This is a genomic window from Chryseobacterium sp. HNCC26DJ239, from assembly GCF_057180445.1.
Genome location: NZ_JBXUGJ010000003.1, coordinates 45,658 through 68,901, shown reverse-complemented (window position 1 = coordinate 68,901; position 23,244 = coordinate 45,658). Strand labels below are relative to the sequence as shown.

Annotated in this window: 25 protein-coding genes and 1 tRNA gene; 6 read left to right on the top strand and 20 right to left on the bottom strand. The window is 34.5% G+C overall.

The window, feature by feature from the left end; all coding sequences use genetic code 11:
* The first annotated feature begins 27 nt into the window (after window positions 1-27).
* Together aspS and AC2A1D_RS07005 are read left to right on the top strand one after the other, a co-directional pair.
* Window positions 28-1,782 (top strand): aspartate--tRNA ligase, encoded by a 1,755-nt coding sequence (gene aspS / locus AC2A1D_RS07010; protein WP_484042927.1) that lies wholly within the window; start codon window positions 28-30, stop codon window positions 1,780-1,782.
* A 46-nt stretch (window positions 1,783-1,828) separates the two neighbouring features.
* On the top strand, window positions 1,829-2,374 hold the full coding sequence (locus AC2A1D_RS07005; RefSeq protein WP_484042926.1) for a hypothetical protein: 546 nt from the start codon (window positions 1,829-1,831) through the stop codon (window positions 2,372-2,374).
* Window positions 2,375-2,436: 62 nt separating this feature from the next.
* Here the strand turns inward: AC2A1D_RS07005 and AC2A1D_RS07000 are convergent, their stop codons facing one another.
* The 4 genes from AC2A1D_RS07000 to AC2A1D_RS06985 form a co-directional block, all read right to left on the bottom strand.
* Window positions 2,437-3,168, bottom strand: a complete 732-nt coding sequence (locus AC2A1D_RS07000) for an SDR family NAD(P)-dependent oxidoreductase (protein ID WP_484042925.1) — start codon at window positions 3,166-3,168, stop codon at window positions 2,437-2,439.
* 162 nt (window positions 3,169-3,330) lie between these two features.
* Complete coding sequence (gene yajC, locus AC2A1D_RS06995) at window positions 3,331-3,690, bottom strand: preprotein translocase subunit YajC (protein ID WP_484042924.1); 360 nt, start codon at window positions 3,688-3,690, stop codon at window positions 3,331-3,333.
* 9 nt (window positions 3,691-3,699) lie between these two features.
* A complete protein-coding gene (locus tag AC2A1D_RS06990; protein WP_484042923.1) occupies window positions 3,700-4,203 on the bottom strand; it encodes a DUF1573 domain-containing protein in 504 nt (167 codons plus the stop codon).
* Window positions 4,204-4,213: 10 nt separating this feature from the next.
* Window positions 4,214-5,119, bottom strand: a complete 906-nt coding sequence (locus tag AC2A1D_RS06985) for a transcription antitermination protein NusB (RefSeq protein ID WP_484042922.1) — start codon at window positions 5,117-5,119, stop codon at window positions 4,214-4,216.
* Between the two features lie 91 nt (window positions 5,120-5,210).
* On the opposite strand from AC2A1D_RS06985, the gene AC2A1D_RS06980 reads away from it, so the two are divergent.
* Complete coding sequence (locus AC2A1D_RS06980; protein ID WP_484042921.1) at window positions 5,211-6,872, top strand: ABC transporter ATP-binding protein; 1,662 nt, start codon at window positions 5,211-5,213, stop codon at window positions 6,870-6,872.
* Window positions 6,873-6,972: 100 nt separating this feature from the next.
* The gene (locus AC2A1D_RS06975; protein ID WP_484042920.1) at window positions 6,973-7,308 is read left to right on the top strand and encodes a DUF3276 family protein; all 336 of its coding nucleotides are present in this window, start codon (window positions 6,973-6,975) and stop codon (window positions 7,306-7,308) included.
* A 115-nt stretch (window positions 7,309-7,423) separates the two neighbouring features.
* On the opposite strand, the gene AC2A1D_RS06970 is transcribed toward AC2A1D_RS06975, so the two are convergent.
* The 11 genes from AC2A1D_RS06970 to AC2A1D_RS06920 all read right to left on the bottom strand — a co-directional run bounded on the left by AC2A1D_RS06970 (window position 7,424) and on the right by AC2A1D_RS06920 (window position 17,912).
* Window positions 7,424-7,499, bottom strand: a tRNA-His gene (locus AC2A1D_RS06970).
* Window positions 7,500-7,535: 36 nt separating this feature from the next.
* Entirely contained in the window at window positions 7,536-8,255 is a 720-nt protein-coding gene (gene bshB1, locus AC2A1D_RS06965) for a bacillithiol biosynthesis deacetylase BshB1 (protein WP_484042919.1), read from the bottom strand.
* A gap of 84 nt (window positions 8,256-8,339) precedes the next feature.
* Window positions 8,340-10,013 (bottom strand): tetratricopeptide repeat protein, encoded by a 1,674-nt coding sequence (locus AC2A1D_RS06960; protein ID WP_484042918.1) that lies wholly within the window; start codon window positions 10,011-10,013, stop codon window positions 8,340-8,342.
* Window positions 10,014-10,088: 75 nt separating this feature from the next.
* Window positions 10,089-10,958, bottom strand: a complete 870-nt coding sequence (locus AC2A1D_RS06955; RefSeq protein WP_484042917.1) for a PstS family phosphate ABC transporter substrate-binding protein — start codon at window positions 10,956-10,958, stop codon at window positions 10,089-10,091.
* A complete protein-coding gene (locus AC2A1D_RS06950; protein WP_484042916.1) occupies window positions 10,951-11,151 on the bottom strand; it encodes a C4-dicarboxylate ABC transporter in 201 nt (66 codons plus the stop codon). The genes AC2A1D_RS06955 and AC2A1D_RS06950 overlap by 8 nt, the downstream gene beginning before the upstream one ends.
* Window positions 11,152-11,253: 102 nt before the next feature.
* Window positions 11,254-12,087, bottom strand: coding sequence for an energy transducer TonB (locus AC2A1D_RS06945; RefSeq protein ID WP_484042915.1), 834 nt, complete (start codon window positions 12,085-12,087; stop codon window positions 11,254-11,256).
* Between the two features lie 23 nt (window positions 12,088-12,110).
* Complete coding sequence (locus tag AC2A1D_RS06940) at window positions 12,111-12,659, bottom strand: ExbD/TolR family protein (RefSeq protein WP_484042914.1); 549 nt, start codon at window positions 12,657-12,659, stop codon at window positions 12,111-12,113.
* Window positions 12,660-12,678: 19 nt separating this feature from the next.
* A complete protein-coding gene (locus tag AC2A1D_RS06935; RefSeq protein ID WP_484042913.1) occupies window positions 12,679-13,269 on the bottom strand; it encodes an ExbD/TolR family protein in 591 nt (196 codons plus the stop codon).
* Between the two features lie 68 nt (window positions 13,270-13,337).
* A complete protein-coding gene (locus tag AC2A1D_RS06930; RefSeq protein WP_484042912.1) occupies window positions 13,338-14,210 on the bottom strand; it encodes a MotA/TolQ/ExbB proton channel family protein in 873 nt (290 codons plus the stop codon).
* A 239-nt stretch (window positions 14,211-14,449) separates the two neighbouring features.
* Window positions 14,450-17,263 carry a leucine--tRNA ligase gene (gene leuS, locus AC2A1D_RS06925; RefSeq protein WP_484042911.1) on the bottom strand — a complete coding sequence of 938 codons (2,814 nt, stop codon included), beginning with the start codon at window positions 17,261-17,263 and terminating at the stop codon, window positions 14,450-14,452.
* A 175-nt stretch (window positions 17,264-17,438) separates the two neighbouring features.
* Window positions 17,439-17,912 (bottom strand): lipocalin family protein, encoded by a 474-nt coding sequence (locus AC2A1D_RS06920; RefSeq protein ID WP_484042910.1) that lies wholly within the window; start codon window positions 17,910-17,912, stop codon window positions 17,439-17,441.
* 149 nt (window positions 17,913-18,061) lie between these two features.
* On the opposite strand from AC2A1D_RS06920, the gene AC2A1D_RS06915 reads away from it, so the two are divergent.
* Both AC2A1D_RS06915 and AC2A1D_RS06910 read left to right on the top strand, forming a co-directional pair.
* Window positions 18,062-18,814 (top strand): glycosyltransferase family 2 protein, encoded by a 753-nt coding sequence (locus tag AC2A1D_RS06915; protein WP_484042909.1) that lies wholly within the window; start codon window positions 18,062-18,064, stop codon window positions 18,812-18,814.
* Window positions 18,814-19,440, top strand: a complete 627-nt coding sequence (locus AC2A1D_RS06910; protein WP_484042908.1) for a deoxyuridine 5'-triphosphate nucleotidohydrolase — start codon at window positions 18,814-18,816, stop codon at window positions 19,438-19,440. The genes AC2A1D_RS06915 and AC2A1D_RS06910 overlap by 1 nt, the downstream gene beginning before the upstream one ends.
* On the opposite strand, the gene AC2A1D_RS06905 is transcribed toward AC2A1D_RS06910, so the two are convergent.
* From AC2A1D_RS06905 to AC2A1D_RS06885, 5 genes are all read right to left on the bottom strand, one after another.
* The gene (locus AC2A1D_RS06905; protein WP_484042907.1) at window positions 19,432-20,670 is read right to left on the bottom strand and encodes a 3-deoxy-D-manno-octulosonic acid transferase; all 1,239 of its coding nucleotides are present in this window, start codon (window positions 20,668-20,670) and stop codon (window positions 19,432-19,434) included. The two genes, AC2A1D_RS06910 and AC2A1D_RS06905, sit on opposite strands and share 9 nt — an antisense overlap.
* Window positions 20,670-21,188, bottom strand: coding sequence for a hypothetical protein (locus AC2A1D_RS06900; RefSeq protein ID WP_484042906.1), 519 nt, complete (start codon window positions 21,186-21,188; stop codon window positions 20,670-20,672). Before AC2A1D_RS06900 ends, AC2A1D_RS06905 begins: the two co-directional genes overlap by 1 nt.
* 16 nt (window positions 21,189-21,204) lie before the next feature.
* Window positions 21,205-21,669 (bottom strand): DUF1648 domain-containing protein, encoded by a 465-nt coding sequence (locus AC2A1D_RS06895; RefSeq protein ID WP_484042905.1) that lies wholly within the window; start codon window positions 21,667-21,669, stop codon window positions 21,205-21,207.
* The gene (locus AC2A1D_RS06890) at window positions 21,669-22,385 is read right to left on the bottom strand and encodes a C40 family peptidase (protein ID WP_484042904.1); all 717 of its coding nucleotides are present in this window, start codon (window positions 22,383-22,385) and stop codon (window positions 21,669-21,671) included. Before AC2A1D_RS06890 ends, AC2A1D_RS06895 begins: the two co-directional genes overlap by 1 nt.
* A gap of 86 nt (window positions 22,386-22,471) precedes the next feature.
* A complete protein-coding gene (locus AC2A1D_RS06885) occupies window positions 22,472-23,119 on the bottom strand; it encodes an O-methyltransferase (protein WP_484042903.1) in 648 nt (215 codons plus the stop codon).
* Window positions 23,120-23,244 lie beyond the last annotated feature (125 nt).

The window sequence follows — 23,244 nt, the reverse complement described above, 5'->3', positions numbered from 1 at the left end:
ACCATAAACAATAAACTTTAATTAAAAATGTTTCGATCGCACACAAACGGAGAATTATCTCTTAAAAATCTTAATGAAGAAGTTACACTTTCAGGATGGGTACAAACCATTCGTGATAAAGGATTTATGATTTGGATAGATCTTAGAGATCGTTACGGAATTACTCAGCTCGTTTTCGACCAAGACCGTTCTACAGCAGAATTGATGGAAAACGCAAAAAAACTAGGTCGTGAATTCGTTATTCAGGTTACTGGAAAAGTTATCGAAAGAGTAAGCAAAAACCCCAATATTCCTACAGGAGAAATTGAAATTTTAGTTGAAAAACTTACGGTTTTAAATGAATCTCAGCTTCCACCATTCACCATCGAAGACGAAACAGACGGTGGTGAAGAATTGAGAATGAAATACCGTTATTTAGACATCAGAAGAAATCCTGTAAAAGATAAATTAATCTTCCGCCACAAAATGGCTCAGAAAGTAAGAAATTACTTATCAGACCAAGGCTTTATAGAAGTTGAAACTCCGGTTTTAATTAAATCTACACCAGAAGGAGCAAGAGATTTCGTGGTTCCAAGCAGAATGAATCCTGGACAATTTTACGCGCTTCCACAATCTCCACAAACATTCAAACAATTGTTGATGGTAGGCGGAATGGACAGATATTTCCAAATCGTAAAATGTTTCAGAGATGAAGATTTAAGAGCCGACAGACAGCCAGAATTCACTCAAATCGATTGTGAAATGGCGTTTGTAGAGCAGGAAGATATTATGAATGTTTTCGAAGGAATGACACAGACTTTGTTGAAAGACATTACTGGGCAAGAATTCGGAGCGTTCCCAAGAATGACTTTTGCCGATGCAATGCAGAAATACGGAAACGACAAACCAGACATTCGTTTCGGAATGGAGTTCGTAGAACTGAACGATGTAGTAAAAGGAAAAGACTTTAAAATATTTGACGACGCTGAATTGGTTGTCGGAATCAACGTTGAAGGTTGTGCAGAATACACTCGTAAGCAGATTGACGAACTTATAGAATGGGTAAAAAGACCCCAAATTGGAGCTACCGGAATGATTTGGGTAAAATTCCAAAACGACGGCGTTGTAACTTCATCCGTTAATAAATTCTATTCTGAAGAAGATTTGAAGAAAATTGCTGAGAAATTCGGCGCAAAAAAAGGCGATTTAATGCTGATTCTTTGCGGAAACGAACACAAAGTAAGAACGCAACTTTCTGCTTTAAGAATGGAGCTTGGAAATCGTTTAGGCTTAAGAAAAGGAAACGAATTTGCACCACTTTGGGTTGTAGACTTCCCATTATTGGAGTTTGATGAAGAATCTGGAAGATACCACGCAATGCACCACCCTTTCACATCTCCAAAAACTGAAGATTTCGCTTTACTGGAAACAGATCCAGGAAAAGCAAGAGCCAATGCTTATGACTTGGTTTTAAACGGAAACGAAATTGGCGGTGGTTCTATCAGAATTTTTGATAAAGACCTTCAATCTAAAATGTTCGACTTGCTTGGTTTCTCTAAAGAAGAGGCAGAAGCTCAGTTCGGATTCTTGATGAACGCCTTCAAATACGGAGCTCCGCCACACGGAGGTTTAGCATTCGGGTTTGATAGATTGGTAGCCATCTTAGACGGAAACGAAGTTATCAGAGATTACATCGCTTTCCCTAAAAACAACTCTGGGCGCGACGTAATGATTGACGCACCTGCTGCAATTGCCAACGAACAACTTGATGAATTGGAACTGAAATTGAATTTAAAAGCATAAATTAGAAGCGGAGATTTTTCTCTGCTTTTTTATTTAAACTAAAATCATGATTGAAGAAATACTTACTTACAACACTCCTTGTTCCGGCGAAATTTACAAACAAATTAATGAATATGAATTTAAAAGATTGTGGAAAAAGAATTTAAGAGATAATAATAAAAATCTCTACTGGAGTATTCTCTCACTTGCTTTAGCTATTATAACTTTTTTGTTTAAAGATTACGGATTTGCAGGATTTTTCTTCGGGTTTTATTTAGCTACATTCGCTTCCTATTTTTCTTACAATTCTAAATACAAACAATACAGAGCACATTATCAAAAAATAATAGAGGAGGAAGTCGTCAATCTAAAAATAAATTCAAACGATGTAATTTGGGAGTTTTCTCCAGACCATTTTAGCTTCAAAAACTACAAGGCTGAATACAAATTCATTTGGAAGGAAATTACATACTGTATTCTTGATGAAAAATATCTTTACATTACAGCTATTTCTTCATTGAACTTTATTTTAGACAAAGTAAATATTGATGATATTCACTTCAGTAAAACTCTTCAATACTTGGAAAGTAAATCACAGTTTAAACAAATTTAACCTTTGAAAATTAATCTACAAAAAACCAAGTCTTTTTTAAATCGTACTGTTCAGAAAATATATTAAGGCAACTTCGCCACCAAACTTTCTGGTAAAAATTTTAAAATCCAATAAATCATTTTCCATTTAAAATTGGGAACGATGGTGAAGGAATTTCCGGCGTTTACTATGAATTTCGCAACATAATCGGGTTGCATGATTAGGTTTTTATTTAATTCTAAACCTTCATTAATTTTGGTATCGATATAGCCAATCACCAAAGCGTTTACTTTGATATTTCTATTAGCTAATTCTTGTCGAAGCCCCGCCAAATAAGTCGTGAAAGCTGCTTTTGTACTTCCGTACACAAAATTACTTTTCCTACCACGAACTCCGGAAAGAGACGACAAACCGATAATTCTTTCTAAATTTTTGTTAGAAATATCCGTCGCAATAATATTGAGGATAGAAACAGCTCCCATGTAATTAACCTGCATCATTTGCTGAGCTCCTTTGAAATCGTGCAACGCCTTGTCATTTTCCACCAAGAAACCTGCTGCATATACTACAATATGAGGTTTTGTTGGAAGTTTATCGTAAAATTTTTGATGCCCCTCAAAATCTACAGAATCGAAAGCCAAAATCGTAACTTCAGAATTGAAATTATTATCCGTAACAAACCGCTCTAAAGATTTGATATTTCTAGACGCAGCCACAACCGAAAATCCTTTTGCAACATATTGTTTAATGCATTGTTTCGCCACATCAGAATTAGCGCCCAAAATGAGAACTGTTTTGTTTGTGTTTTTACTCATACCGCAAAGATAAACCACAAATACCTCAAATTTTATACAAAGACAAAAATGTGCATTCATTTTGTGGTTTTCCGCCAGAATGGCAACAACACTTGATAAAAAAGTTTCGGCGGGGCGGCTTCGCCGCCCCGCCGAAACGGAGTATCATAAAAAACTGAAGAATTATTTCTTTTCAGTTTCTGTTTCTTTTTTCTCAGCTGCTTTTTCTGTAGCTTTTGCTCCAAATCTAGCTTCTGTAAATTCTCTAGAGATGGCTGCTTTTTCAAACTTTAGCTTTCCAGAAAGGGTCTCAATAATAACACCATCATCATGAATTTGAGCAATTCTTCCGTGAAGACCAGAAGTAAGCACTACTCTGCTTCCCACTTTAAGCTCTTCCTGAAAATTCTTTTCCTGCTTTTGTTTTTTCATTTGAGGTCTTAGGATTAAAAAATAAAATCCTACGAACATGGCTCCCATCATGATTAACATCATCGAAGAATTTCCTCCTGCTGCAGGTGCTTGTAAAAATACTGTTAACATAGCTTTGAATTAAGGTTGAATATTTGCTGTAAAAGTTAGCTTAATTGGTGTTTTCTCAACATTGGCAAAAACGTCTGCATATTTGTTTACTGCCCCATCAAAATTTGTAGAATCGAAATGTAGCGTAATTTTTCCTTTTTTCCCTGGTAAAATCGGTTCTTTTGTAAACTCACCTGCTGTACAACCACATCCTGGAGTAACTGCCGAAATTACCAAAGGATTTTTCCCGGTATTGGTTACTTCGTAAACGTGTTCAACTTTGTCCCCTTTTTTAATAGTTCCGAAATCAAAAGTGCTCTCAGAAAGGGCAATTGTTGTTGATGGTTTTGAAGATGCCACTGTAGCCGAAGAATCTGCCTCTACAACCGGTGCTGCTAATGTATCCAAAGCAGGAGCCGCAGTAGAATCTGCTATTAATACTTCAGAACCTGTAGTTTCTTTAGCTTCTTTTTTACATGAAACCAAACCCAATCCTATAACCGACAATGCGATGAGCGATAATGTCTTTTTCATTCTAAATTTTTTATATTCTGTTTTGATCTTTACAATATTTATCAAGAATACCGTTGATGAAAATGTTCGAACGGTCGGTTGCATAAACCTTTGCAATCTCGATATATTCGTTGATAATTACTCTTGAAGGCGTTAGTGGAAATTTATCCAATTCAGCAATAGCCGTAGACAAAATAACTTTATCCATAAGAGAAACTCTTTCTAAATCCCAGTTTTCTAGTCTTTCGCTAAGTTTCTTCTCGTTGCTTTCCCATTCGTTTAAAGTTTCACGAAGAAGTTTTGATGCAAAAAGTTTATCGTCTACATCTTTAATCATTTTGATGAGCGTTTTGCTTTCTTCATCTTCTTTTATGAAACCGATAGTCTTCTGAACCATAGAATTAGCAATATGAAGATCGTCTGACCAAGTAAGTTCTTTGTCTTCGATATAACTGTGGAAATCATCATTCTCAGCAAGATATCTTAGGAAGAGTTTTCCGATAAATTTTTGATCGGCTTCAAAAGAATACCCCTCTTCTTTCATAAAATCTTGGTATCTTTTTCCTGCTGTAATTCTTTGGAAAGTCTTTACTAAAAGATCATCATGCAAATCCCACTTCAACATTTTGTGTTGGCCGGTAAAGAATAATCTCTCAGGATTTTCTTCAAGCTTTTTTAAAATCTGATTATTGATGAATTTTTGATTAGGATTAATGTCTGAATCTGTTTTTAGATATTTATTTTTACTAATCTCAATTTGGTTTTCGGCAAGATCTTTCAGAGCTACCAAAAAATTCAGTTCATAAATATACAGATGATAAATTTTTTCTATCCCAGAGAACATATTTTTCTCTAGCACATCAAACTTGATCGGGTTTTGACAGTATGAATACACCGATTCTACAACTTTCTCACGGATTTGTCTTCTTCCTAACATTCAAAGAGCTTTTTAATGGTGGCAAAGATACAAAATTTAAAATTGATGAAATTCTCAGTCTAAACCTAATTTCGTAATTTTGTAAAACTTTATGAAAGCGCTAAAAACATTAAATCCATATTTCTGGAAACACAAAATACTTCTGTTTTGGGGATTACTTTTTATTATTGCAAGTAATTTTTTCAACATATACAAAGTTCAATTTGTTGGCAAATCTGTAGACGAACTCACAAAAGGCGGTCATTTGGGCTTCAACCAACAAGTGCTTATTTACGTTGCAATTATCGTTGGATGCTCTTTGCTTACTGGTTTCTTCACATTTATGATGAGACAAACCATTATTGTTGCCTCTCGAAGAATTGAATACGAACTTAAAAACAAAATCTACAGACATTACCAAGAACTTTCTCTAAGTGATTATAAACAAACAACCATCGGAGATTTAATGAACCGATTGAGCGAAGATGTTGTTGCCGTAAGAATGTACCTTGGTCCTGGTGTAATGTATGTAATTAATCTTTTGATTCTACTTACAATTACGAGTATTTATATGCTTACAACGGACGTTTCAATGACTTTATGGACATTGCTTCCGCTTCCGATTTTATCGTTTGTAATCTTTAAAGTAAGTTCTATCATCAACAAAAAATCGAAGATTATGCAGAAAAGCCAATCTGCAATCTCCACTTTTGTACAAGATAGTTTCTCAGGAATACGTGTGGTAAAATTCTTTGCTAAAGAAAAGTATATCGAAAAAAATTATGGTGCTAAAGTTTCCGATTACCAAGACAAAGCTTTAGACCTTGCAAAAACTGAAGCATATTTCTTTACCATTGTTTTATTTGTAATTGGTCTTTTAAATGTTGCCATTATCTTAATTGGCGGACAAAAATATATCGCAGGAGAATTAACGGTAGGGAAAATCGCCGACTTTTTCATGTACATCAATATCCTGATTTGGCCATTCTCAATGGTAGGTTGGGTAACTTCTGTAAACCAAAGAGCTGAAGCTTCCATGCAAAGAATTAACGAATTTTTAGATAAAAAATCTGAAATCGTAAACAGCAACTTCGAAAATTACACGATTAAAGGCGACATCGAGTTTAAAAACGTTTCTTACATTTACCCAAATACAGGGATTAAAGCATTAGAAAATTTAAGTTTTAAAGTAGATGCAGGAGAATCTTTAGCCATTATGGGAAAAACAGGAAGCGGAAAATCTACGATTGCCCTCCTTCTTTGTCGTTTAATAGACCCTACAGAAGGCGAAATCTTAATTGACGGCAAAAACCTTAAGGAACATAATTTAGACAACTACAGAAACTTCATTGGCTACATTCCGCAGGAAAGCTACCTTTTCTCTGATACCATCGAAAACAACATCGGTTTTGCCATCGACAATCCTTCACACGAAAGAATTGTGGAATACGCGAGAATTGCAGACGTAGACAAGAATATTGTTGAGTTTAAAGACCAATACCAAACCACCGTTGGTGAACGCGGTGTAATGCTTTCCGGAGGACAAAAACAAAGGATTTGTATTGCCCGAGCTTTAATTAAAAATCCGAACATTATTATTTTCGATGATTCACTTTCTGCTTTAGACACAGAAACAGAGCAGAATATTTTAGAAAACATCGATAGAAAAATCAAAAATTCAACGTCAATTATCATCACACACAGAGAATCGAGTGCAAAAAGGGCAGACAAAATTATCAACCTTTCTGAAATTAACGATTCTTTAATTGCTTAACACTTTCTTTCTCAATTGTTAAATAAATCATAAAAAAAATTTTGTGATTAAAAGAAAACTTTTATATTTGTTCTAAACAAGATTAAAAATTTATCTAACAATGAGTGATTATAAGGAACGCCACGAAAACGAAATTTTCACGAAGGTGTTGAAGGCAGGAAGAAGAACGTATTTCTTTGATGTGCGCGAGACTAAAGCGGGAGATTATTATTTGACGATTACCGAAAGTAAGAAGAACTTCGGAGACAATGGAGAAGCCACTTTTGAAAAACACAAAATCTACCTATACAAAGAAGATTTTAAGAATTTCCAAGACATGTTTAATGAATCTACAGACTTTATCATCAATGAAAAAGGGGAAGATGTAATCTCAGAAAAACATGATAAAGACTTCAAGAGCAGAACTTTTACAATTGAGTCTGACGACGAGGTTTAATTTAAGAAACTTTAAGAAAAATTATACAGCATCTTTTTAAGATGCTTTTTTTGTGGCTAAGAATTAAAAACCGATATAAAATAAAAAAAGTACACTATAAAAGTGTACTTTTCTTGGGTGAATGATGGGTCTCGAACCCACGACCTTCGGAACCACAATCCGACGCTCTAACCAACTGAGCTACAATCACCGTTTTTCTGAGTGCAAATATAGGGAAGTTTTTTTAACTAGCAAACAATTCCATCAAAATTTTTCAATGCAAATAGCTTTTCTTTTGTAAAGCCCTCTGCATGAGGCACTCCAGATAATCTCCCTAAATTCTGTGCGCGATAAGAAAGGCTCTCTAAAAAGTCTTTTGACGTAATTGGAGTTTCTGGCTCCTTAGATGTTGGGTCATAAAACTGAGTTTTGAATGCCAAACATGCGTCAATTTTTTTATTTAACTGTTCAGAGATGTCTACTACGAAATCTGGCTGCACATCTTTCCACTGCATATAGTGAAAAATATGTTTCGGTCTCCAAACTTCTTGCACTTCCCCATCCATTACGGTTTCAAGTTTTCTTAAACCAGACAAAAAGCACGCATCCAGCACTATTTTCGCTGCTTTTGCATGATCTGGATGTCTATCATCAGTTGCGTTCGCTAAGACGATTTCTGGACGGTATTTGCGAACCATTTTTACAATCTCTAATTGGTTTGCTTCAGAATTCTCTAAAAAACCATCACGAAAACCTAAATTTTCTCGAACTGAAATTCCTAAAATTTCTGCAGCATTCTTTGCTTCCTGCTTTCTAGTTTCCTCGGTTCCTCTTGTACCTAGCTCACCTTTCGTAAGATCTACGATAGCACACACTTTACCTTCTTCTACCAATTTCGCCAATGTTCCTCCGCAACCCAATTCTACATCATCCGGATGTGCTCCGAAAGCTAAAACAAATGTTTTCATATTTCCTATATACTTTGATTGATGTAAATTTAATAAAAAAGAGACTGCTAAAAAACAGTCTCCTTAAAATATTTAGATTAAATATTATTTTGATAATCTTTCTTTCAACGCAACAGCTTCAGGCGTAGAGAAAGTTTCGATAGATTTATTTATATATTGCAAACTTTTATCTTTCTCGCCCGTTGTAAGACTTGCAAGGTTATAATATACATTTGCTAAAGTTTCTTTAGCATTTGCTTTTTCATCTGCAGTTTTTCCAGATAAGATAGCCACATATCTTTCATAAGATGCAATTGCGTTTTCAGCATCTCCTGCTTTTTGGAAAGCAAATCCTAAACCATAGAAACCAGATTCCCAAGTCGGAAGCTCACCTGTAAGTTTTTGCCATGCGTATGCTGCACCTTTCCAGTTTTCTACAGCTTGATATTCATTTGCTAACTTAAACAAAGCATCGGTATCGTTTGGCTTCGCTGCAATTTGCTTATTTAAAGCATCAATTGTTGCATTGGTAGGTCCATCTGTAGGAGCAGAAACTTTCGCAATAGATTTTTTTGCTCCACTAGCGATATCAAATTCTTCGTCCCAGTTGAAAGTAGTATCTTTTGCTGCTTTTGCAACTCCTACTTTAGCTTTTGCATCCGCCATCATTGCCTGATCTCCGCTTGCCTTTGCCAAACCAGCCTGAGTTAAACCTAATAAACCTGTATCACTTGGCTGAACTCTTGATTTTTCTGCTTGAGAGATAAATGATTCTATGTTAGATTTAGCACCTGCATAATCTTTCTTCTGATACAATAAATATGCTTTAATTCTATATTTAGCTGGATCTTGAACTTTATCAAAAACTAAATCTAAAGCCGATCCTGCTCCTGCATAATCTTTTGTAAGGAAAGCTAATTTAGCATAATCCAAAACTGTATTAGGATCGTTATCTGCTAAAGAAAGATACTTTTTGTAATTTGCTGAAGCCTGATCCCAGTCTTGATACAAACTAAAATACGTACCTAATAATTTATAGGTAGGCGCAAAACTTGGGTCTGCAGCTTTTGCATTGTCTAAATTTGTTTTTGCTTTATCCATAGCTTTAGCATTCATCCAAAGCGATCCCATTCTAGTAAGCACAACAGCCTTAGATTTAGCAACAGGCAAAGCTTTTTCAAAAGCCGTCATTGCGTTACCATAGTCTGCACCACTTTTTGTTTGCACACCTAAAGCGCTGTAAGCATCACCTAAACTATATAAATACATAGCCGGAACACCAGACTTTTCAGATTTTTCTATAGCTAAGTTTAGCAACTCAACCGCATATCTAGGATCGTTATTTTTCTCATATTTAATTAAAGTCTTTCCAGCTTCAGCTAAAAGATCTGTATCTTTTTCACGAGAATCTTTAACGATTTCTTTTATTTCTGCAATTGCATTTGTTTTATCTCCTTTCCCTAATTTTATAGATGCAAGACCCAATCTGCTATATAAAGCCTTTTTATCTTGCGCAATTCCTTTATTAAAGGCTTCTGCAGCTTTCGCAAAATCTGGCTCAGGCTGAGACAAATATACATTCCCTAGATAGAAAAAGTTTTTATCTGTAGCTTCTTTCGCTACTAGCTGAGTAAATACCTCTTTAGCTTCACCAAATTTATAGCTTTCTACAAGAGTTTCGCCTTGTTGGATGCTTTGTGCATTTGCAATATTTAAAAAAGAAAATACTGCAACACCACCTAATGCTAATTTTTTAGATATTCCAACTCTTACTTCCATTGACATATTTTTGAAATTATAATTATTTTAATTTAAATCTAATAATTTTCATCAATTATTAGACCATTTAGAAATTTATTCTGTGATTTTTACTTCCCTCGGAATAATATAAAACGGCTGCAACCCTTGCTTTTTTGCAATAATCTGCCCAGGTTGCGAACAAGAAAATCTAATAAACCCGTTACCTAATCCGAAATAAGCCTCATTAGTTAAAAAATACAATACTCTTGTAAAAGGATAGGTATTATTCTTAAGCGTTTGGGTAGAAATAGCAACACTTTTTCCTTTTGAATCTATAACAGGTAAAATCTTTACAGATTCACGGAAAATTTTAGATTCCTTATTATGTGGTCTACTTAACACATTATACCCTACAACGCCAATACTATTGGGATATTTATCAATATTCCTTACAATTTCTTCATTTGAGGCTAATGTAGAATATTTTAAATGATTTGGATCTAAATTTAATCTTTTTGCAATAAAACTTGTATTAGCAGAGTTAACACCATCAAAAATTAATGAATTTCTACCATCTTGAAGCCTGCTTTTAACATCCTCAACCGAAATTGCATTCAAAGCTGAACTCTTTGAAACAATAAAAACCAAACCATCCGCGGCAAATCTTGCCGGTTCAATATCTGCTTTAAACCTTTGTTTAAAAGCTTTCTTTTCGTCGTCTGTAAGTTCTCTAGACATCACGATTACACGTGCCTTTCCGTGAAGAAGATCTTGCAAAGCAACATTTTCTTTTTTAGTAACAAGATTGATTTTTGTTTTAGGGTAAAACAACATGTAACGATCTTTCAAGACTCTACTGATATTCTCGAAAGATTCATCTGCCTCAACGGTAATACTACCAGTTTGAGGATTATCTGTATTATCTTTTGAACATGAAACAATAAAAGTAAATGCAAAAAAGAAATAAATTATTACTTTATTCATCTAGTTTAGATTTTTTGATTTGATAAATTGCTCTTCCAATACGAAATATACCATATCCACATAAAACAGCGCCTAACAAATAAGAAGTAACCTGCTCAAGCGGAATTACGATAAAAGCTTTGTATAAAATGGTAAAAATCCCTACAAGAATGTAGCATAAACCCACCAAAATTGATAAATATCTAAACAACATATTACAAAAATACTAAAATAATACGACTATGAAAGTTAAAAAAAGTTAATAAAAAAAGAGCAACAAATAATTGTTGCTCTTTCTATATATTTCTAAATGAGGTTATTCGAATGCCATCTTCAATGGTAATCTAAATCTAGATCTTACGAATTCACCCTGCATTTTACCAGGTGTCCATTTTCCTCTGATACCTTTGATCGTTCTTTCAGCTTCTTTATTGAAAGCAGAGTTAGGACCAGTAGCTCTTACATCAGAAAGAGAACCATCTCTTTCTACAACGAAACTGATACTTGTACTGATAGTTTCCCCAAGACCTTCAAATTCTGATTGGTCGAAATTCTCTCCTACCAATCTTCTAAACTTGTCGATACCTCCTACGAATTCTGCTTGCTGTTCAAGGCCTCCTTCAACGATTTTATTCAAATCTAATTTTGGAGCTTCAACTGCTTTACCAGCACCCGTATCTTTAGGAAGTTCTTGTTTTACGTAAGTTGTTTTCTTCTCACCTTCCTGGTTTACCGTACCAATTGTAGTTTCCTTAACCTCTTCCATTTTCTTAGGTGGTTCCTCGATTTTTGGATTTGGTTTCGGCTCAGGAATCATATCCTTAACAATCTCTACCTTTGGTGGTTCTACCGGTGGAGGTGGAGGTGGAGGTGGCAATTCCTTTTCTTCTGGTGGTGGAGGTAAATCTTTGATTTCATCTAAATTTACTTCTACAATCTTTTCTTCTTTAGCCTTTTCTTGAGTCATTTTTAAATATAAAAACGGACCTACAACTAAAAGAACAAAAATTAAAGTTCCCAAAAGAAATGCCTTTGTAAGTAAAGGTCTGTAAGCCTGTCTCAGGTCATACGCACCATACTCTTTATTTCTGTTTTCAAATACTACCTCATCAAGGCTTCTATTTGCTACAGCAAAATTATCTGTTGACATACTTTTAAAATTTAAAATTAAACTTATTTATTCCCAACTCTTTGGTCATAAATAGCTTTTTCCCAAGGCTTCACTTCACCAATACCATAGTGATCCGTTTTTGTAATCGCCATTTCATCTAAGATATCAACGAAGTTTTCATAGTTAGAATCATCAGTAGGTTTGATGATTACTGTGAAAATTTCTGGTTTCTTAGCTCTAGCTTTCGCTGTAGCAATTACTTTAGCAATATCCTCAGAATCTAAAGTAGACTCATTCAATTTGCTAGGATCTGTTAAGCCATTTTGGTCTAACTGATGATAATATAATTTATCATCCTTTCCTAAAAGGAATGTGATTGCGTTTGAAAGATCGATTTCAGGTCTATCAGTGATAGGCTGATCCACAGGTGGTTTAGCCGGCAACTTCATATCCATAATATTTGGCTTACTGAATGTTGTCGTAAACATAAAGAATGTGATCAAAAGGAAACCCAAATCTACCATTGGAGTCATATCGACTCTGGCGTTATGTTTCTTGGAACGGACCTTGCCGCCCTTGCCGCCTTTCTCTTGTACTTGTACTTCTGCCATTGTTCTCTTTTTTTTCCGATTACTCTGAAGATGTAATCAGTACAAATTTATAAAACTCAATCTCTTTCAATCCGTCAAAAAGCGCTTTAAACTGAGGATACTGTGCTTTAGCATCTCCTTTGATTGCCAATTTAGCATCAGGATTTGCTTGCAAAGAGTATTTTACCCAGTTTGTAAGTTCTTTATTCACAGTATCCATAGGAATAGAAACTCCTTTGATCTGTTGTCTTACATCTTCCGGCTTATCAAGATAAGAAGGAAGTTGCTTCATAGACACTCCAATAGCACTAGCATTTTTAAATGCTTTTTTCTGAGCCTCAGTAAAACCGATTCTATATTCACCTGCCATTAAATCTAGCAATTGTTCTCTTTCTGTAGGAGTAACGGTTGGTGTAAAAAAGAATCTTCCGTCCGGAGTAACACTTATTGTCATCAAGTTGGTATCATCCAACTTTTGTGTAGAAACTGAAGATGGCGTAGTAATCTGCTCTGCATCCGGCTTTTTAAATTGCGTCGTAAGGATGAAGAACGTAAGGAGTAGGAAAGCAACGTCACACATTGCCGTCATATCCGTAACTACCCCGTGTCTTTTTGGTTTGACTCTCGCCATATTAAAAATTTATAAAATTTAACAAAATAGATTATTTCTGCTTTCTGCCGCAGACTAATATTAAAATATTAGTTGAATTCTGCGAAAGATTGTTGAATGCTTAATCCGATTTCGTCTATTTTATAAGTTAATCCATCAATTTTAGATGTAAAATAGTTGTAAAGGATAATTGCAATCGCTGAAGTACCAATACCTAAAGCTGTATTAATCAAGGCTTCAGAGATACCTGTTGATAGAGCAGCAGCATCCGGAGATCCTCCACCTGCACCTAATGCAGCGAACGCTTTAATCATACCAAGTACCGTTCCTAATAGTGCAACTAACGTTGCTACAGTACCTAAAGTAGAAAGGATCATCATATTTTTCTCAAGCATCGGCATTTCTAAAGTAGTAGCTTCTTCTAAAGACTTGCTTAAGGCAACCAATTTCTGCTCTTTGTTTAAAGTAGCGTCTTTCTCAAGAATCTTATAAGTAGTAAGACCTTCTTTTACAACGTTCCCTACAGAACCTTGTTGTCTGTCGCACTCCTCTAAAGCTTCGTTGATTTGGTTTTTGTTCAAATAACCTCTAATTGTTGTTACGAAGTTATCAAGGTTGCTTTTTCCACTAGCTCTGCTTAATACCAAAGCTCTTTCGATAGAGAACACCAAAACAGTGATCATAAATGTAAGCAAGATAGGTACGATAGGACCTCCTTTGTAAACGATACCCATCATTGAACCTTCAGCTGGTTCGATTTTTTTACCATCGATATCACTTAAACCAACAGAAGCAGCTCCTTTGAACTGATCTGGGTGCTGGAAGTTTGAAGGATTACCCAATACAAATAAATAAATTGCAACACCGATTAGGAATAATACAGGAATTACAATAGCAGGGTTAAGTCCGCTCTTCTTTTTAGCAACTACTTGCTCATCACTTTTTGAAACATTCATTTCCATATTTAACTAAATTATATTGTTTAAAAATTTCAGATTGTAAAATAAAGATAAAATAAATTAACACGCAAGAGACATAAAAAAACATTTTATATTTTTAGAATAACAAATAAATATTCTGTTATATTAATACTAAAAATAAAATTTTATTTTATCAACTTTTTACCAAAAATAGAAAAAACATTAAACATTCAAAAAAATTAAAACCGTATTTTTTCAAATATTTCAATGTTAATTTTTTTTTAAATTACAATGTTCACTATCCTTTTGGGCACAACAATAATTTTTTTAGGACTTTTACCGTCCAAAATTTGTATCATTTTGTCATTAAGAAGCACTAAATCTTCCACTTCTTTAGCAGAAAGTTGTGCCGACAATGAAATTTTGAACTTCATCTTGCCATTTACGCTCACAGGATACTCAATTTCATCTTCTTCCAGATACTTTTCATCCAAGATTGGAAATTTTACATATTCTATAGAACCTTCATTCCCCATTAAACTCCAAAGCTCTTCACAAATATGTGGCGCATACGGAGAGATGATAACGGCAAGCGGCTCTAAAATATTGCGTTTGTTACATTTTAATTTCTGCAACTCGTTTACCGCAATCATAAATGAAGACACCGAGGTGTTGAAAGAGAAGTTTTCAATATCGTAAACTACTTTCTTTATTAAGGTATGTAAAACTTTATACTCTGCTTTTGTTGGTTCGTCTTCAGAAATTTCAAAATTTTCTCCGTTGAAATATAAATTCCAGAATTTTTTCAGGAAACCATACACTCCACTTAGACCTTGCGTATTCCAAGGCTTCGATTGTTCTAATGGACCTAAGAACATTTCATACAATCTTAAACCATCTGCTCCGTATTCTTCACAAATATCGTCTGGGTTTACAACATTGTATTTAGACTTAGACATTTTTTCTACTTCACGACCGGTGATGTATTTTCCGTCTTCTAAAATAAATTCTGCATCAGCATAATCTGGTCTCCAAGCTTTGAAAGCTTCAGTATCTAATTCGTCAGAAGTTCCTTTTAATAAAGATACATCAACGTGGATTGCTTGAGTTGTATAATCTTTTGCTAAATTTTTAGATACATATTGATTAGTTCCGTCAATTCTATACACAAAAGCACTCATTCCCAAAATCATGCCTTGATTAATCAATTTCTGGAAAGGCTCATCATGATTAATATACCCTCTATCTTTTAAGAACATATTCCAGAAACGAGAATATAACAAGTGACCGGTTGCGTGTTCGCTTCCTCCAATGTATAAATCTACTTGTCCCCAATAATCTGAAAGATCTTTGTTTGTGAAAACATCTTCATTTTTTGGATCCATATATCTCAAGAAATACCAAGAACTTCCAGCCCAACCCGGCATTGTAGATAATTCTAAAGGGAAAACATTTTTTTCGTCGATTAGATTGGTATCAACAATTTTTTGGTTTGCTTCGTCCCAAGCAAAAGTTTTTGCATTTCCTAATGGCGGATCACCGTCTTCGGTTGGCAAATATTTTTCAACTTCAGGAAGTTCCAAAGGCAAAGCAGAAGTTGGCAACGTGTAAGGCATTCCATCCTTATAATATATAGGAACTGGTTCTCCCCAATATCTTTGTCTTGAGAAAATCGCATCACGCTGTCTGTAATTGGTTGTTCCGTTACCTATTCCTTTGTTTTCGATTTCAGAAATTATTTTAGATTTTGCATCGTTATAATTTAATCCGTTCAAGAAATCTGAGTTTACGCAAACAGAATCTTTAGAATCAAAAGACTTCTCCTGAACATCTTCTTCTGTTTCTACAACTTTTTTAATTTCAAGGTTGAATTTCTTTGCAAATCTATGATCACGCTCATCGTGTGCAGGAACAGCCATTACAGCTCCCGTTCCGTACCCCATCAAAACATAATCTGAGATATAGATTGGCATTTTTTCTCCGCTAAACGGATTGATTGCATAACTTCCTGTGAAAGCACCTGAAACGTTTTTCACGTCTGCCATTCTATCACGTTCTGTTTTCTTTGAAGTTTCTTCAATATAATTTTCGACTTCCGCTTTTTGAGCATCGGTAGTAATTGTTTCTACTAAAGGATTTTCAGGAGCCAAAACCATAAAAGTTGCTCCAAAAATTGTGTCAGGTCTTGTCGTGAAAACCTCAACAATTTCGTTATGAGCTTCAACATTAAATCTAACCTGCGCTCCTTGAGATTTTCCGATCCAATATTCTTGAGAATCTTTCAAAGGTTGTGGCCAGTCTAAAGTTTTAAGACCTTGTAATAATCTTTCTGAGTACGCAGAAATTCTCATGCTCCACTGCATCATTTTCTTTTGGAAAACAGGAAACCCTCCTCTTTCAGATTTACCGTCTTTTATTTCGTCGTTGGCTAAAACTGTTCCTAAAGCAGGACACCAGTTTACAGTAGTTTCCGCTCTGTATGCTAAACGATAATTTAAAAGAATATCTTCTTTATCCATTTCAGAAGCAGAATTCCATTCTTCAGCGGTGAAATTTAATTCGTCGTTTTGATTGGCATGTAAACCTTCTGTTCCTTTTTCTTCGAAATGCTGAATTAAAGTAGAAATAGGTTCTGCTTTATCGGTTGCTTTATTATACCAAGAATGGAATAACTCAATGAAAATCCATTGTGTCCATTTATAATAAGAAGCATCTGAAGTTCTCACTTCTCTACTCCAGTCGAAAGAGAAACCAATTTTTCTTAATTGCTCTTCGTATCTTGTAATGTTTTGCTCAGTAGTAATTGCAGGATGTTGCCCTGTTTGTATAGCGTATTGCTCCGCAGGAAGTCCGAAAGAATCGTAACCTACTGGATGAAGCACGTTGAAACCTTGATGTCTTTTGTATCTCGCATAAATATCCGAAGCAATGTATCCAAGCGGATGTCCCACGTGAAGACCTGCTCCCGACGGATAAGGAAACATATCGAGAACATAAAATTTAGGTTTATCTGCGCTGTTGGAAGTTTTATACGTTTGATTGTCTTCCCAGTATTTCTGCCACTTTTTTTCTATCTGCTGATGATCGTAAAACACTTTAATTATAGATGTTAGATGTTAGACTTTAGATCTTAGATTTTTACCTTTCTAATTCTAATTTTCACAAAAATAATGATTTTAAAAGAAACAATAAATAATTGTTTTCATTTAAAACGAAAAAGTCTCACCCGAAGATAAGACTTTGTATATATTGAATATTTTAAATCAAAAATTATTGCGGAATTCTTTTTAAAGAATAAGTTACAGTTTTATATATTGTAGGATCTGTAGTATCTTCAATCATTACATTAAGACCATCTGCATCTAGTCTCGTTACTTTACCTTTTTCAGAAACAACAGTTCCTTGGTATTTCACTTCAATTGCTTTAGTATCTTTATTATAAGAATAAGAAAAAGTACGGTTTGAAGTTTGCGTACAAGTTGGAGTTGTACCAACTTCTTCATAAGTAGTTCTAGTACCAGAACCATTATCTTTAAAAACCCATCTTGCTTGTTGTTGGCAAGTAGTATAGACAATCTGGTCGCTTATTCCATCTCCATTCACATCTACCTCAGTTCTTACTTCAGCCAAAGGTTGCCAAGTTCCTACGATAGGAGCTTCAACTACAGTTTCATCGTCGTTACAAGCTGTAAGCGTGGTAGTGAAAAGAGTAATTCCCGCAAATAATAAAGCTAATTTCTTCATAGATCATTTTTTTCAAGGCCTAAAATTATGATTTTTTTTAAATACTTCCTCATTTTTTTTAATTTTTGAAACCATATTTTATATTTTCTTATCATTTTAGAGTATTTAAACACATTTTAAAAAGTTTATCTTTGCCTAAAAGACAACAAATGCCTGAAATTTCAATCATCACTCCCTGCTATAATTCTTCTGCTTTTCTGGAGGAGACTATAACTTCTGTTCTCTCACAGAGTTTTACCGATTGGGAATGGATGATTACCGACGACTCCTCTACCGACGAAACCGTAAAAATCATACAGTCTATCCAAGATTCTAGAATAAAACTGAATATCGCCACAAAAAACGGAGGAGCAGGACATGCAAGAAATATTTCTCTTGAAAAAGCAACTGGAAGATACATTACTTTTCTAGACGCAGACGATTTTTGGGAGCCCAATTTTTTAGAAGAAATGATTGGTTTTATGAAAAAAGAAAACGCAGAGCTCGCCTATTCTAATTACGCAAGATGTGATGAAAATTTACAGTCGAAAATTGAAGACTTTAGAGCAGACAAAAACGTTACATTTCAAAATTTATTGAAGACTTGCAGACTTTCTCTACTCTCTTCCATGTACGATTCGCAAAGAGTAGGAAAAGAATATTTCCCCGTCGGAAGCAAGCGCGAAGACCACGTAATGTGGCTGAATTTATTAAAGAAAATCCCTGAAGGAAAAGCACTCCCCAAAACCATGGCGAAATACAGAATGCACCCTACAAGTATTTCAAGAAAAAAACAAAACATCGTAAAAGACCAATATCTTGTTTATAAAGATTACATGAAGTTTTCAACTTTAAAATCGCTTTATTTTACGGCAAACTGGGCATTTAATGGGTTTAAAAAATATTCAAAACTATTTAATTAATGGAGTATTCTAAAGAATTCAAAACCGCGCTCAGCCAACTTTCTTCGGTAGAAAAAGACCGATTAATTTTTCGTTTGCTGAAAAAAGACAAAATACTTTCCAAAAAACTCTATTTTGAATTAATAGACCAAGAAACCACCGATCAAAAGCGTGACCAAATGGAAGATTTGTTGAAAGAAAAAGTAGAATACGCTTCCAAATACATTAGCAATCAAAAATATTTTGTGGTGCTTATCCGAAAAATTAGTGCTGAAATTACTGAACACGTAAAGGTAACTTCAGACAAGTTCGGAGATGTTTCGCTTAACCTTTTTTTAATCAATCAGGTTTTAGAATTTAATCCTCAACTGAGCCGACAGAGATTTAACGAGATATATAAATTATACCTTTACATCATCAATAAAGTGGTAAAAGCACTGTCTTTAACTAAAAAACTAGACGAAGATTATTGGATGGAAATTGATGAATATCTTTCTGAGCTTTACACTAAAATCACAGGCAATATTTATCTTGAAAAACTATTCATCAACAACGGGATAGATTTGGGTTGGCTGAATACCGAAAACATTCCTGAACAGTTCGACGCCATTATCAAAGACATCAAAAATCAAGGTTTTTTAAAGTGATAAAACTTTTTGAATAATCAGTTCTGTTGAATTGGGTTTTTCGCTTACAAATTTGCCTGAATTCAACGACATTTTGCGCAGCAAAGCCTCATCAGAAAGCAGTTTTGAAATAAATTGAGAAGCACTTTTTTCGTCCTCGAAAGATTTTCCACCTTCCGATTTAATTAAATCATCCGCTTCAGGATTTTTCTTGTAATGATTTCCAAAAACAACAGGAACACCGAATGTTGCAGCTTCCAAAATATTATGCAAACCTGCATCATGAAAACCACCGCCAACAACGGCAATATCGCTGTAAGAATACAATTTAGACAACAAACCGATAGAGTCTATAATTAGAGTTTGACAGTTTGAGAGTTTAAGAGTTTGAATAGTTTTTAAATTACTGTAAAGAAGCGCATCCGGAAAAATTTCTTTCAAATTTTCCACCCTTTTTAAATCGTGTGGTGCGATAATTAATTTTACGTTTTTATGTTTTTCAGAAATTTCTTTTGCAATTTTTTCTTCTGCTTGCCAAGAGCTACCAAAAACAATTGTCTTGTTTCCCGAAATAAATTCATCAATAGAATCTACATGGTTGTTTCTTGCTTTAATTTGCTTCACACGGTCAAAACGAGTATCTCCGGTTACAGAAGACTGCGTTAATCCAACACTTTTCGCCAAAGCATACGAGTGTTTTGTTTGATGAAAAAACCAGTCAATATTTTCTTTCAACTGTTTTGTAAACCATTTTCCGTAGGAAGTAAAAAAACTTTGTCGCTCATAAAAAAGAGCAGAAACAACAAATGTCTTTACATTTCTCTTCTTCAATTGAGCAAGAAGATTGTACCAGAAATCGTACTTCACCGTAAAAAACAGTTTTGGAGTAAAAGCTTTTAAAAACGCTTCTAACGAAGAATTATTATCAAACGGAAGATAGCAAATTGCATCTGCGATATGCTTTTTTTTCACAACATTTTCGTATCCAGAAGGAGAAAAGAAAGTAACCAATATTTTGTATTGAGGAAACTCTTCTTTCAATTTTTCGAGAACAGGAAGACCTTGTTCGTATTCTCCCAAACTTGCAGCATGCATCCACAAAACCTCATCTTTAGGAGAAAAAGAAGTCTTCACGATTTCAAGAGATTGCCTTCTTCCTTCAACGCCTTTTTTAGTTTTGGCATTAAATAAAGAAAAAATCTTCATGCCAAAAACCATTAAAGAAACAAATATGTTGTATAAAAACTGCATTACATTACTTTAGACAACCCTCTAAAAAATTGAATTCCACCGAAAATAACGGCACCATAAGCAATGATACCTCCTGTGTCATTCGCCAAAGAAATTAAAGTTACTATAAGACCTCCTACAAACCATAGACCACCAATCCAAACATCTCTTTTTGCTTGTTGTTTTTCGGCTTCTTGTTGCTTTATTCTAAGCTCTTTCCTCAAACTATCTAAATGAATTTGGTCTTCCGATTTTACTGTATTTGCGGCAGTCATGGCTTCAAAATATTCATTGTAGTTTTTCAAACCTTTCGATTGAAAAAACTCATGCTCCATCGTTTCAATACTTTTACTTTGCTCTGCCGAAAAACGACCAATTGAAGTTTGCATTTCAACATTTATAGGAATTCCTCTTCGTTTAATTTCAGAAAAAGCAAGAATAAATGCTTCTAAAGAATGTTGAGAAGGATTCATAACAACATCAGAAAGCTCATAAGATTTACACCTATAAATCTGGTTTAAATTAATTTCAGAAGTCATGGATTTTGTTTTAGTTTTATTTATAAATAGATGCGAAAATAATCGCCGTAATTACACCGATAAAAATGAATACAAGTGGTAAAAAGAGATGCACTCTTGGCTTTGCTTGAGCATCAAGACTTAGTCGCAGCATATAATCTTGGATGTTAAAAAAAATAAATGCCAAAATAATCGACAGCCAACTCATTAAAACACGCATGATGGAAAATTGTGCATCGAAATTTTCTTTGGTGATTTTCACAGGATAATTTCCACCGCTATATTCTCCGGCAAAAATTAAAACCGCTACCATTACAACCGATAAAACCGGCAAAAAGAAAGCAAATTTCTTAGAACCAAAAGCGTCTGGTTTTTGTTCCAAATCGAAATGTGTAGGAATTTGTTGCGGAAGAAATTTATATTTTCTAAAAGTATATACCCAAATTACAATCACCAAAACAATTGCAATCATGTTAAAAATATTGACTACAATCTCCAGCATTAGATAATTTTCTTAATTACTCTCAGTTTATGCGTATGTTGATTGGTTTCTTGGTTAAAAATCCCCGAAGAATCTAGTGTATCAATTCGTACTTTTCCTGAAGCATGAATAATTTTTTGATTGTCTAGCATAATTCCCACATGGATAATTTTACCTTCCGCATTTTCAAAAAAAGCTAAATCTCCCGGTTCGCTTTCTTCCACAAAAGTAAGCGACTCTCCTATTTCAATTTGCTGAGAAGCGTCTCTGGGTAATTTTATATTGTGAATTTTGTACACCAATTGTGTAAAACCTGAACAATCTACCGCAAAAAAACTTTTCCCGCCCCATAAATAAGGAACGTTGATAAATTCTTTGGCTGTGAGTGCAATACTCTCACGCAGGTTATGACTTCTTTGCGATGCAACGGCAGGAAATTCTACCTCAGAACCCATCGAAAGCAGTGTTTTCCCGTCTTTCATTAAGACAGAAGAAAAATCTTCGGTAATGATAGTCACTTTTCGCTTCGCCAAATCTTCCTCAGAAACAGGTTTTAATTGTTTCGTATCCATCCAGCCTTCATAACCGTCGTAATGCATTTTAATTTTCGTCCAGTTTTTATTCACTTCCAAAATATCTGCACTTTCGCCGAAGAGTATTTCGGTTACAATTTCAGCTTTATCAGAAGCTTCTGCTCTTACAGGAGCCACGGTTACTGTACAAATTCCTTTATTCATTATGTTAATTTAGAGATTAAGAAATTTAGGAATTTCGAAAATAACACTTTTCTTAATTTCTAAATCTCTGAATTTTTTTTAAAAATTTATTTTCTACGAAGAAAATTCACTCCGTCTCGCAAAGGTAAAATAAGATTATCAAAATCTTCGTCTTGTGCCGCCAAATCATTAAGTTCTTTAATAATTTGTGTTGATTTTTGCTTAGGATTTTCCTCCAAAACTTTTCCGTACCACAAAACATTATCGAACAAAACAACAGAACCAGATTGCGTTCTCGGTTTTATCAATCGGAAATATTCTGCATAATTTTCTTTATCGGCATCAATAAACACCAAATCGAAAATTTCTTCGGAATTTCGTAGAAATTCTCTAGCATCTTGAATTTTAAAATCAATTTGTGAAGAAAACTCGCTTTCCTGAAAGTATTTTCTCGGCAAATAAGCCAAATCTTCATTCACATCTAACGTGGTAATTTTCCCGTCTTTTGCAAGACCTTCTGCAAGACTTAACGTTGCATATCCTGTGAAAGTTCCTATTTCTAAAACATTTTTCGGGTTAAGCATCTTCGAAATAATACTCAGAAGCCTCCCTTGTTGATATCCCGAAATCATGTGAGGTTGTGTGGTTTTCTGATAGGTTTCCCTTCTCAGCTTTCTCAAAATTTCCGGTTCGTAAGACGTGTGATCTTCCAAATATCTATCCATCGCATGATCTTTTTCTTCAAAATAGCTCATCTCTAATTTTTTTCAAATATATTAAACCGAAGGCTCATAAAAACCTTTTTTCAAATTTACCGTAAAAATACGGATTGTTTGCGTTACTTCACTCTTGTACCTTTGAGTCATCTATTAAAATAAAA

Excerpts from the sequence above, each read along its gene's own strand:
- aspS (WP_484042927.1), top strand. The coding sequence starts at position 28 with ATGTTTCGATCGCACACAAACGGAGAATTATCTCTTAAAAATCTTAAT.
- AC2A1D_RS07005 (WP_484042926.1), top strand. The coding sequence starts at position 1,829 with ATGATTGAAGAAATACTTACTTACAACACTCCTTGTTCCGGCGAAATT.
- AC2A1D_RS07000 (WP_484042925.1), bottom strand. The coding sequence starts at position 3,168 with ATGAGTAAAAACACAAACAAAACAGTTCTCATTTTGGGCGCTAATTCT.
- yajC (WP_484042924.1), bottom strand. The coding sequence starts at position 3,690 with ATGTTAACAGTATTTTTACAAGCACCTGCAGCAGGAGGAAATTCTTCG.
- AC2A1D_RS06990 (WP_484042923.1), bottom strand. The coding sequence starts at position 4,203 with ATGAAAAAGACATTATCGCTCATCGCATTGTCGGTTATAGGATTGGGT.
- AC2A1D_RS06985 (WP_484042922.1), bottom strand. The coding sequence starts at position 5,119 with ATGTTAGGAAGAAGACAAATCCGTGAGAAAGTTGTAGAATCGGTGTAT.
- AC2A1D_RS06980 (WP_484042921.1), top strand. The coding sequence starts at position 5,211 with ATGAAAGCGCTAAAAACATTAAATCCATATTTCTGGAAACACAAAATA.
- AC2A1D_RS06975 (WP_484042920.1), top strand. The coding sequence starts at position 6,973 with ATGAGTGATTATAAGGAACGCCACGAAAACGAAATTTTCACGAAGGTG.
- bshB1 (WP_484042919.1), bottom strand. The coding sequence starts at position 8,255 with ATGAAAACATTTGTTTTAGCTTTCGGAGCACATCCGGATGATGTAGAA.
- AC2A1D_RS06960 (WP_484042918.1), bottom strand. The coding sequence starts at position 10,013 with ATGGAAGTAAGAGTTGGAATATCTAAAAAATTAGCATTAGGTGGTGTT.
- AC2A1D_RS06955 (WP_484042917.1), bottom strand. The coding sequence starts at position 10,958 with ATGAATAAAGTAATAATTTATTTCTTTTTTGCATTTACTTTTATTGTT.
- AC2A1D_RS06950 (WP_484042916.1), bottom strand. The coding sequence starts at position 11,151 with ATGTTGTTTAGATATTTATCAATTTTGGTGGGTTTATGCTACATTCTT.
- AC2A1D_RS06945 (WP_484042915.1), bottom strand. The coding sequence starts at position 12,087 with ATGTCAACAGATAATTTTGCTGTAGCAAATAGAAGCCTTGATGAGGTA.
- AC2A1D_RS06940 (WP_484042914.1), bottom strand. The coding sequence starts at position 12,659 with ATGGCAGAAGTACAAGTACAAGAGAAAGGCGGCAAGGGCGGCAAGGTC.
- AC2A1D_RS06935 (WP_484042913.1), bottom strand. The coding sequence starts at position 13,269 with ATGGCGAGAGTCAAACCAAAAAGACACGGGGTAGTTACGGATATGACG.
- AC2A1D_RS06930 (WP_484042912.1), bottom strand. The coding sequence starts at position 14,210 with ATGGAAATGAATGTTTCAAAAAGTGATGAGCAAGTAGTTGCTAAAAAG.
- AC2A1D_RS06920 (WP_484042910.1), bottom strand. The coding sequence starts at position 17,912 with ATGAAGAAATTAGCTTTATTATTTGCGGGAATTACTCTTTTCACTACC.
- AC2A1D_RS06915 (WP_484042909.1), top strand. The coding sequence starts at position 18,062 with ATGCCTGAAATTTCAATCATCACTCCCTGCTATAATTCTTCTGCTTTT.
- AC2A1D_RS06910 (WP_484042908.1), top strand. The coding sequence starts at position 18,814 with ATGGAGTATTCTAAAGAATTCAAAACCGCGCTCAGCCAACTTTCTTCG.
- AC2A1D_RS06905 (WP_484042907.1), bottom strand. The coding sequence starts at position 20,670 with ATGCAGTTTTTATACAACATATTTGTTTCTTTAATGGTTTTTGGCATG.
- AC2A1D_RS06900 (WP_484042906.1), bottom strand. The coding sequence starts at position 21,188 with ATGACTTCTGAAATTAATTTAAACCAGATTTATAGGTGTAAATCTTAT.
- AC2A1D_RS06895 (WP_484042905.1), bottom strand. The coding sequence starts at position 21,669 with ATGCTGGAGATTGTAGTCAATATTTTTAACATGATTGCAATTGTTTTG.
- AC2A1D_RS06890 (WP_484042904.1), bottom strand. The coding sequence starts at position 22,385 with ATGAATAAAGGAATTTGTACAGTAACCGTGGCTCCTGTAAGAGCAGAA.
- AC2A1D_RS06885 (WP_484042903.1), bottom strand. The coding sequence starts at position 23,119 with ATGAGCTATTTTGAAGAAAAAGATCATGCGATGGATAGATATTTGGAA.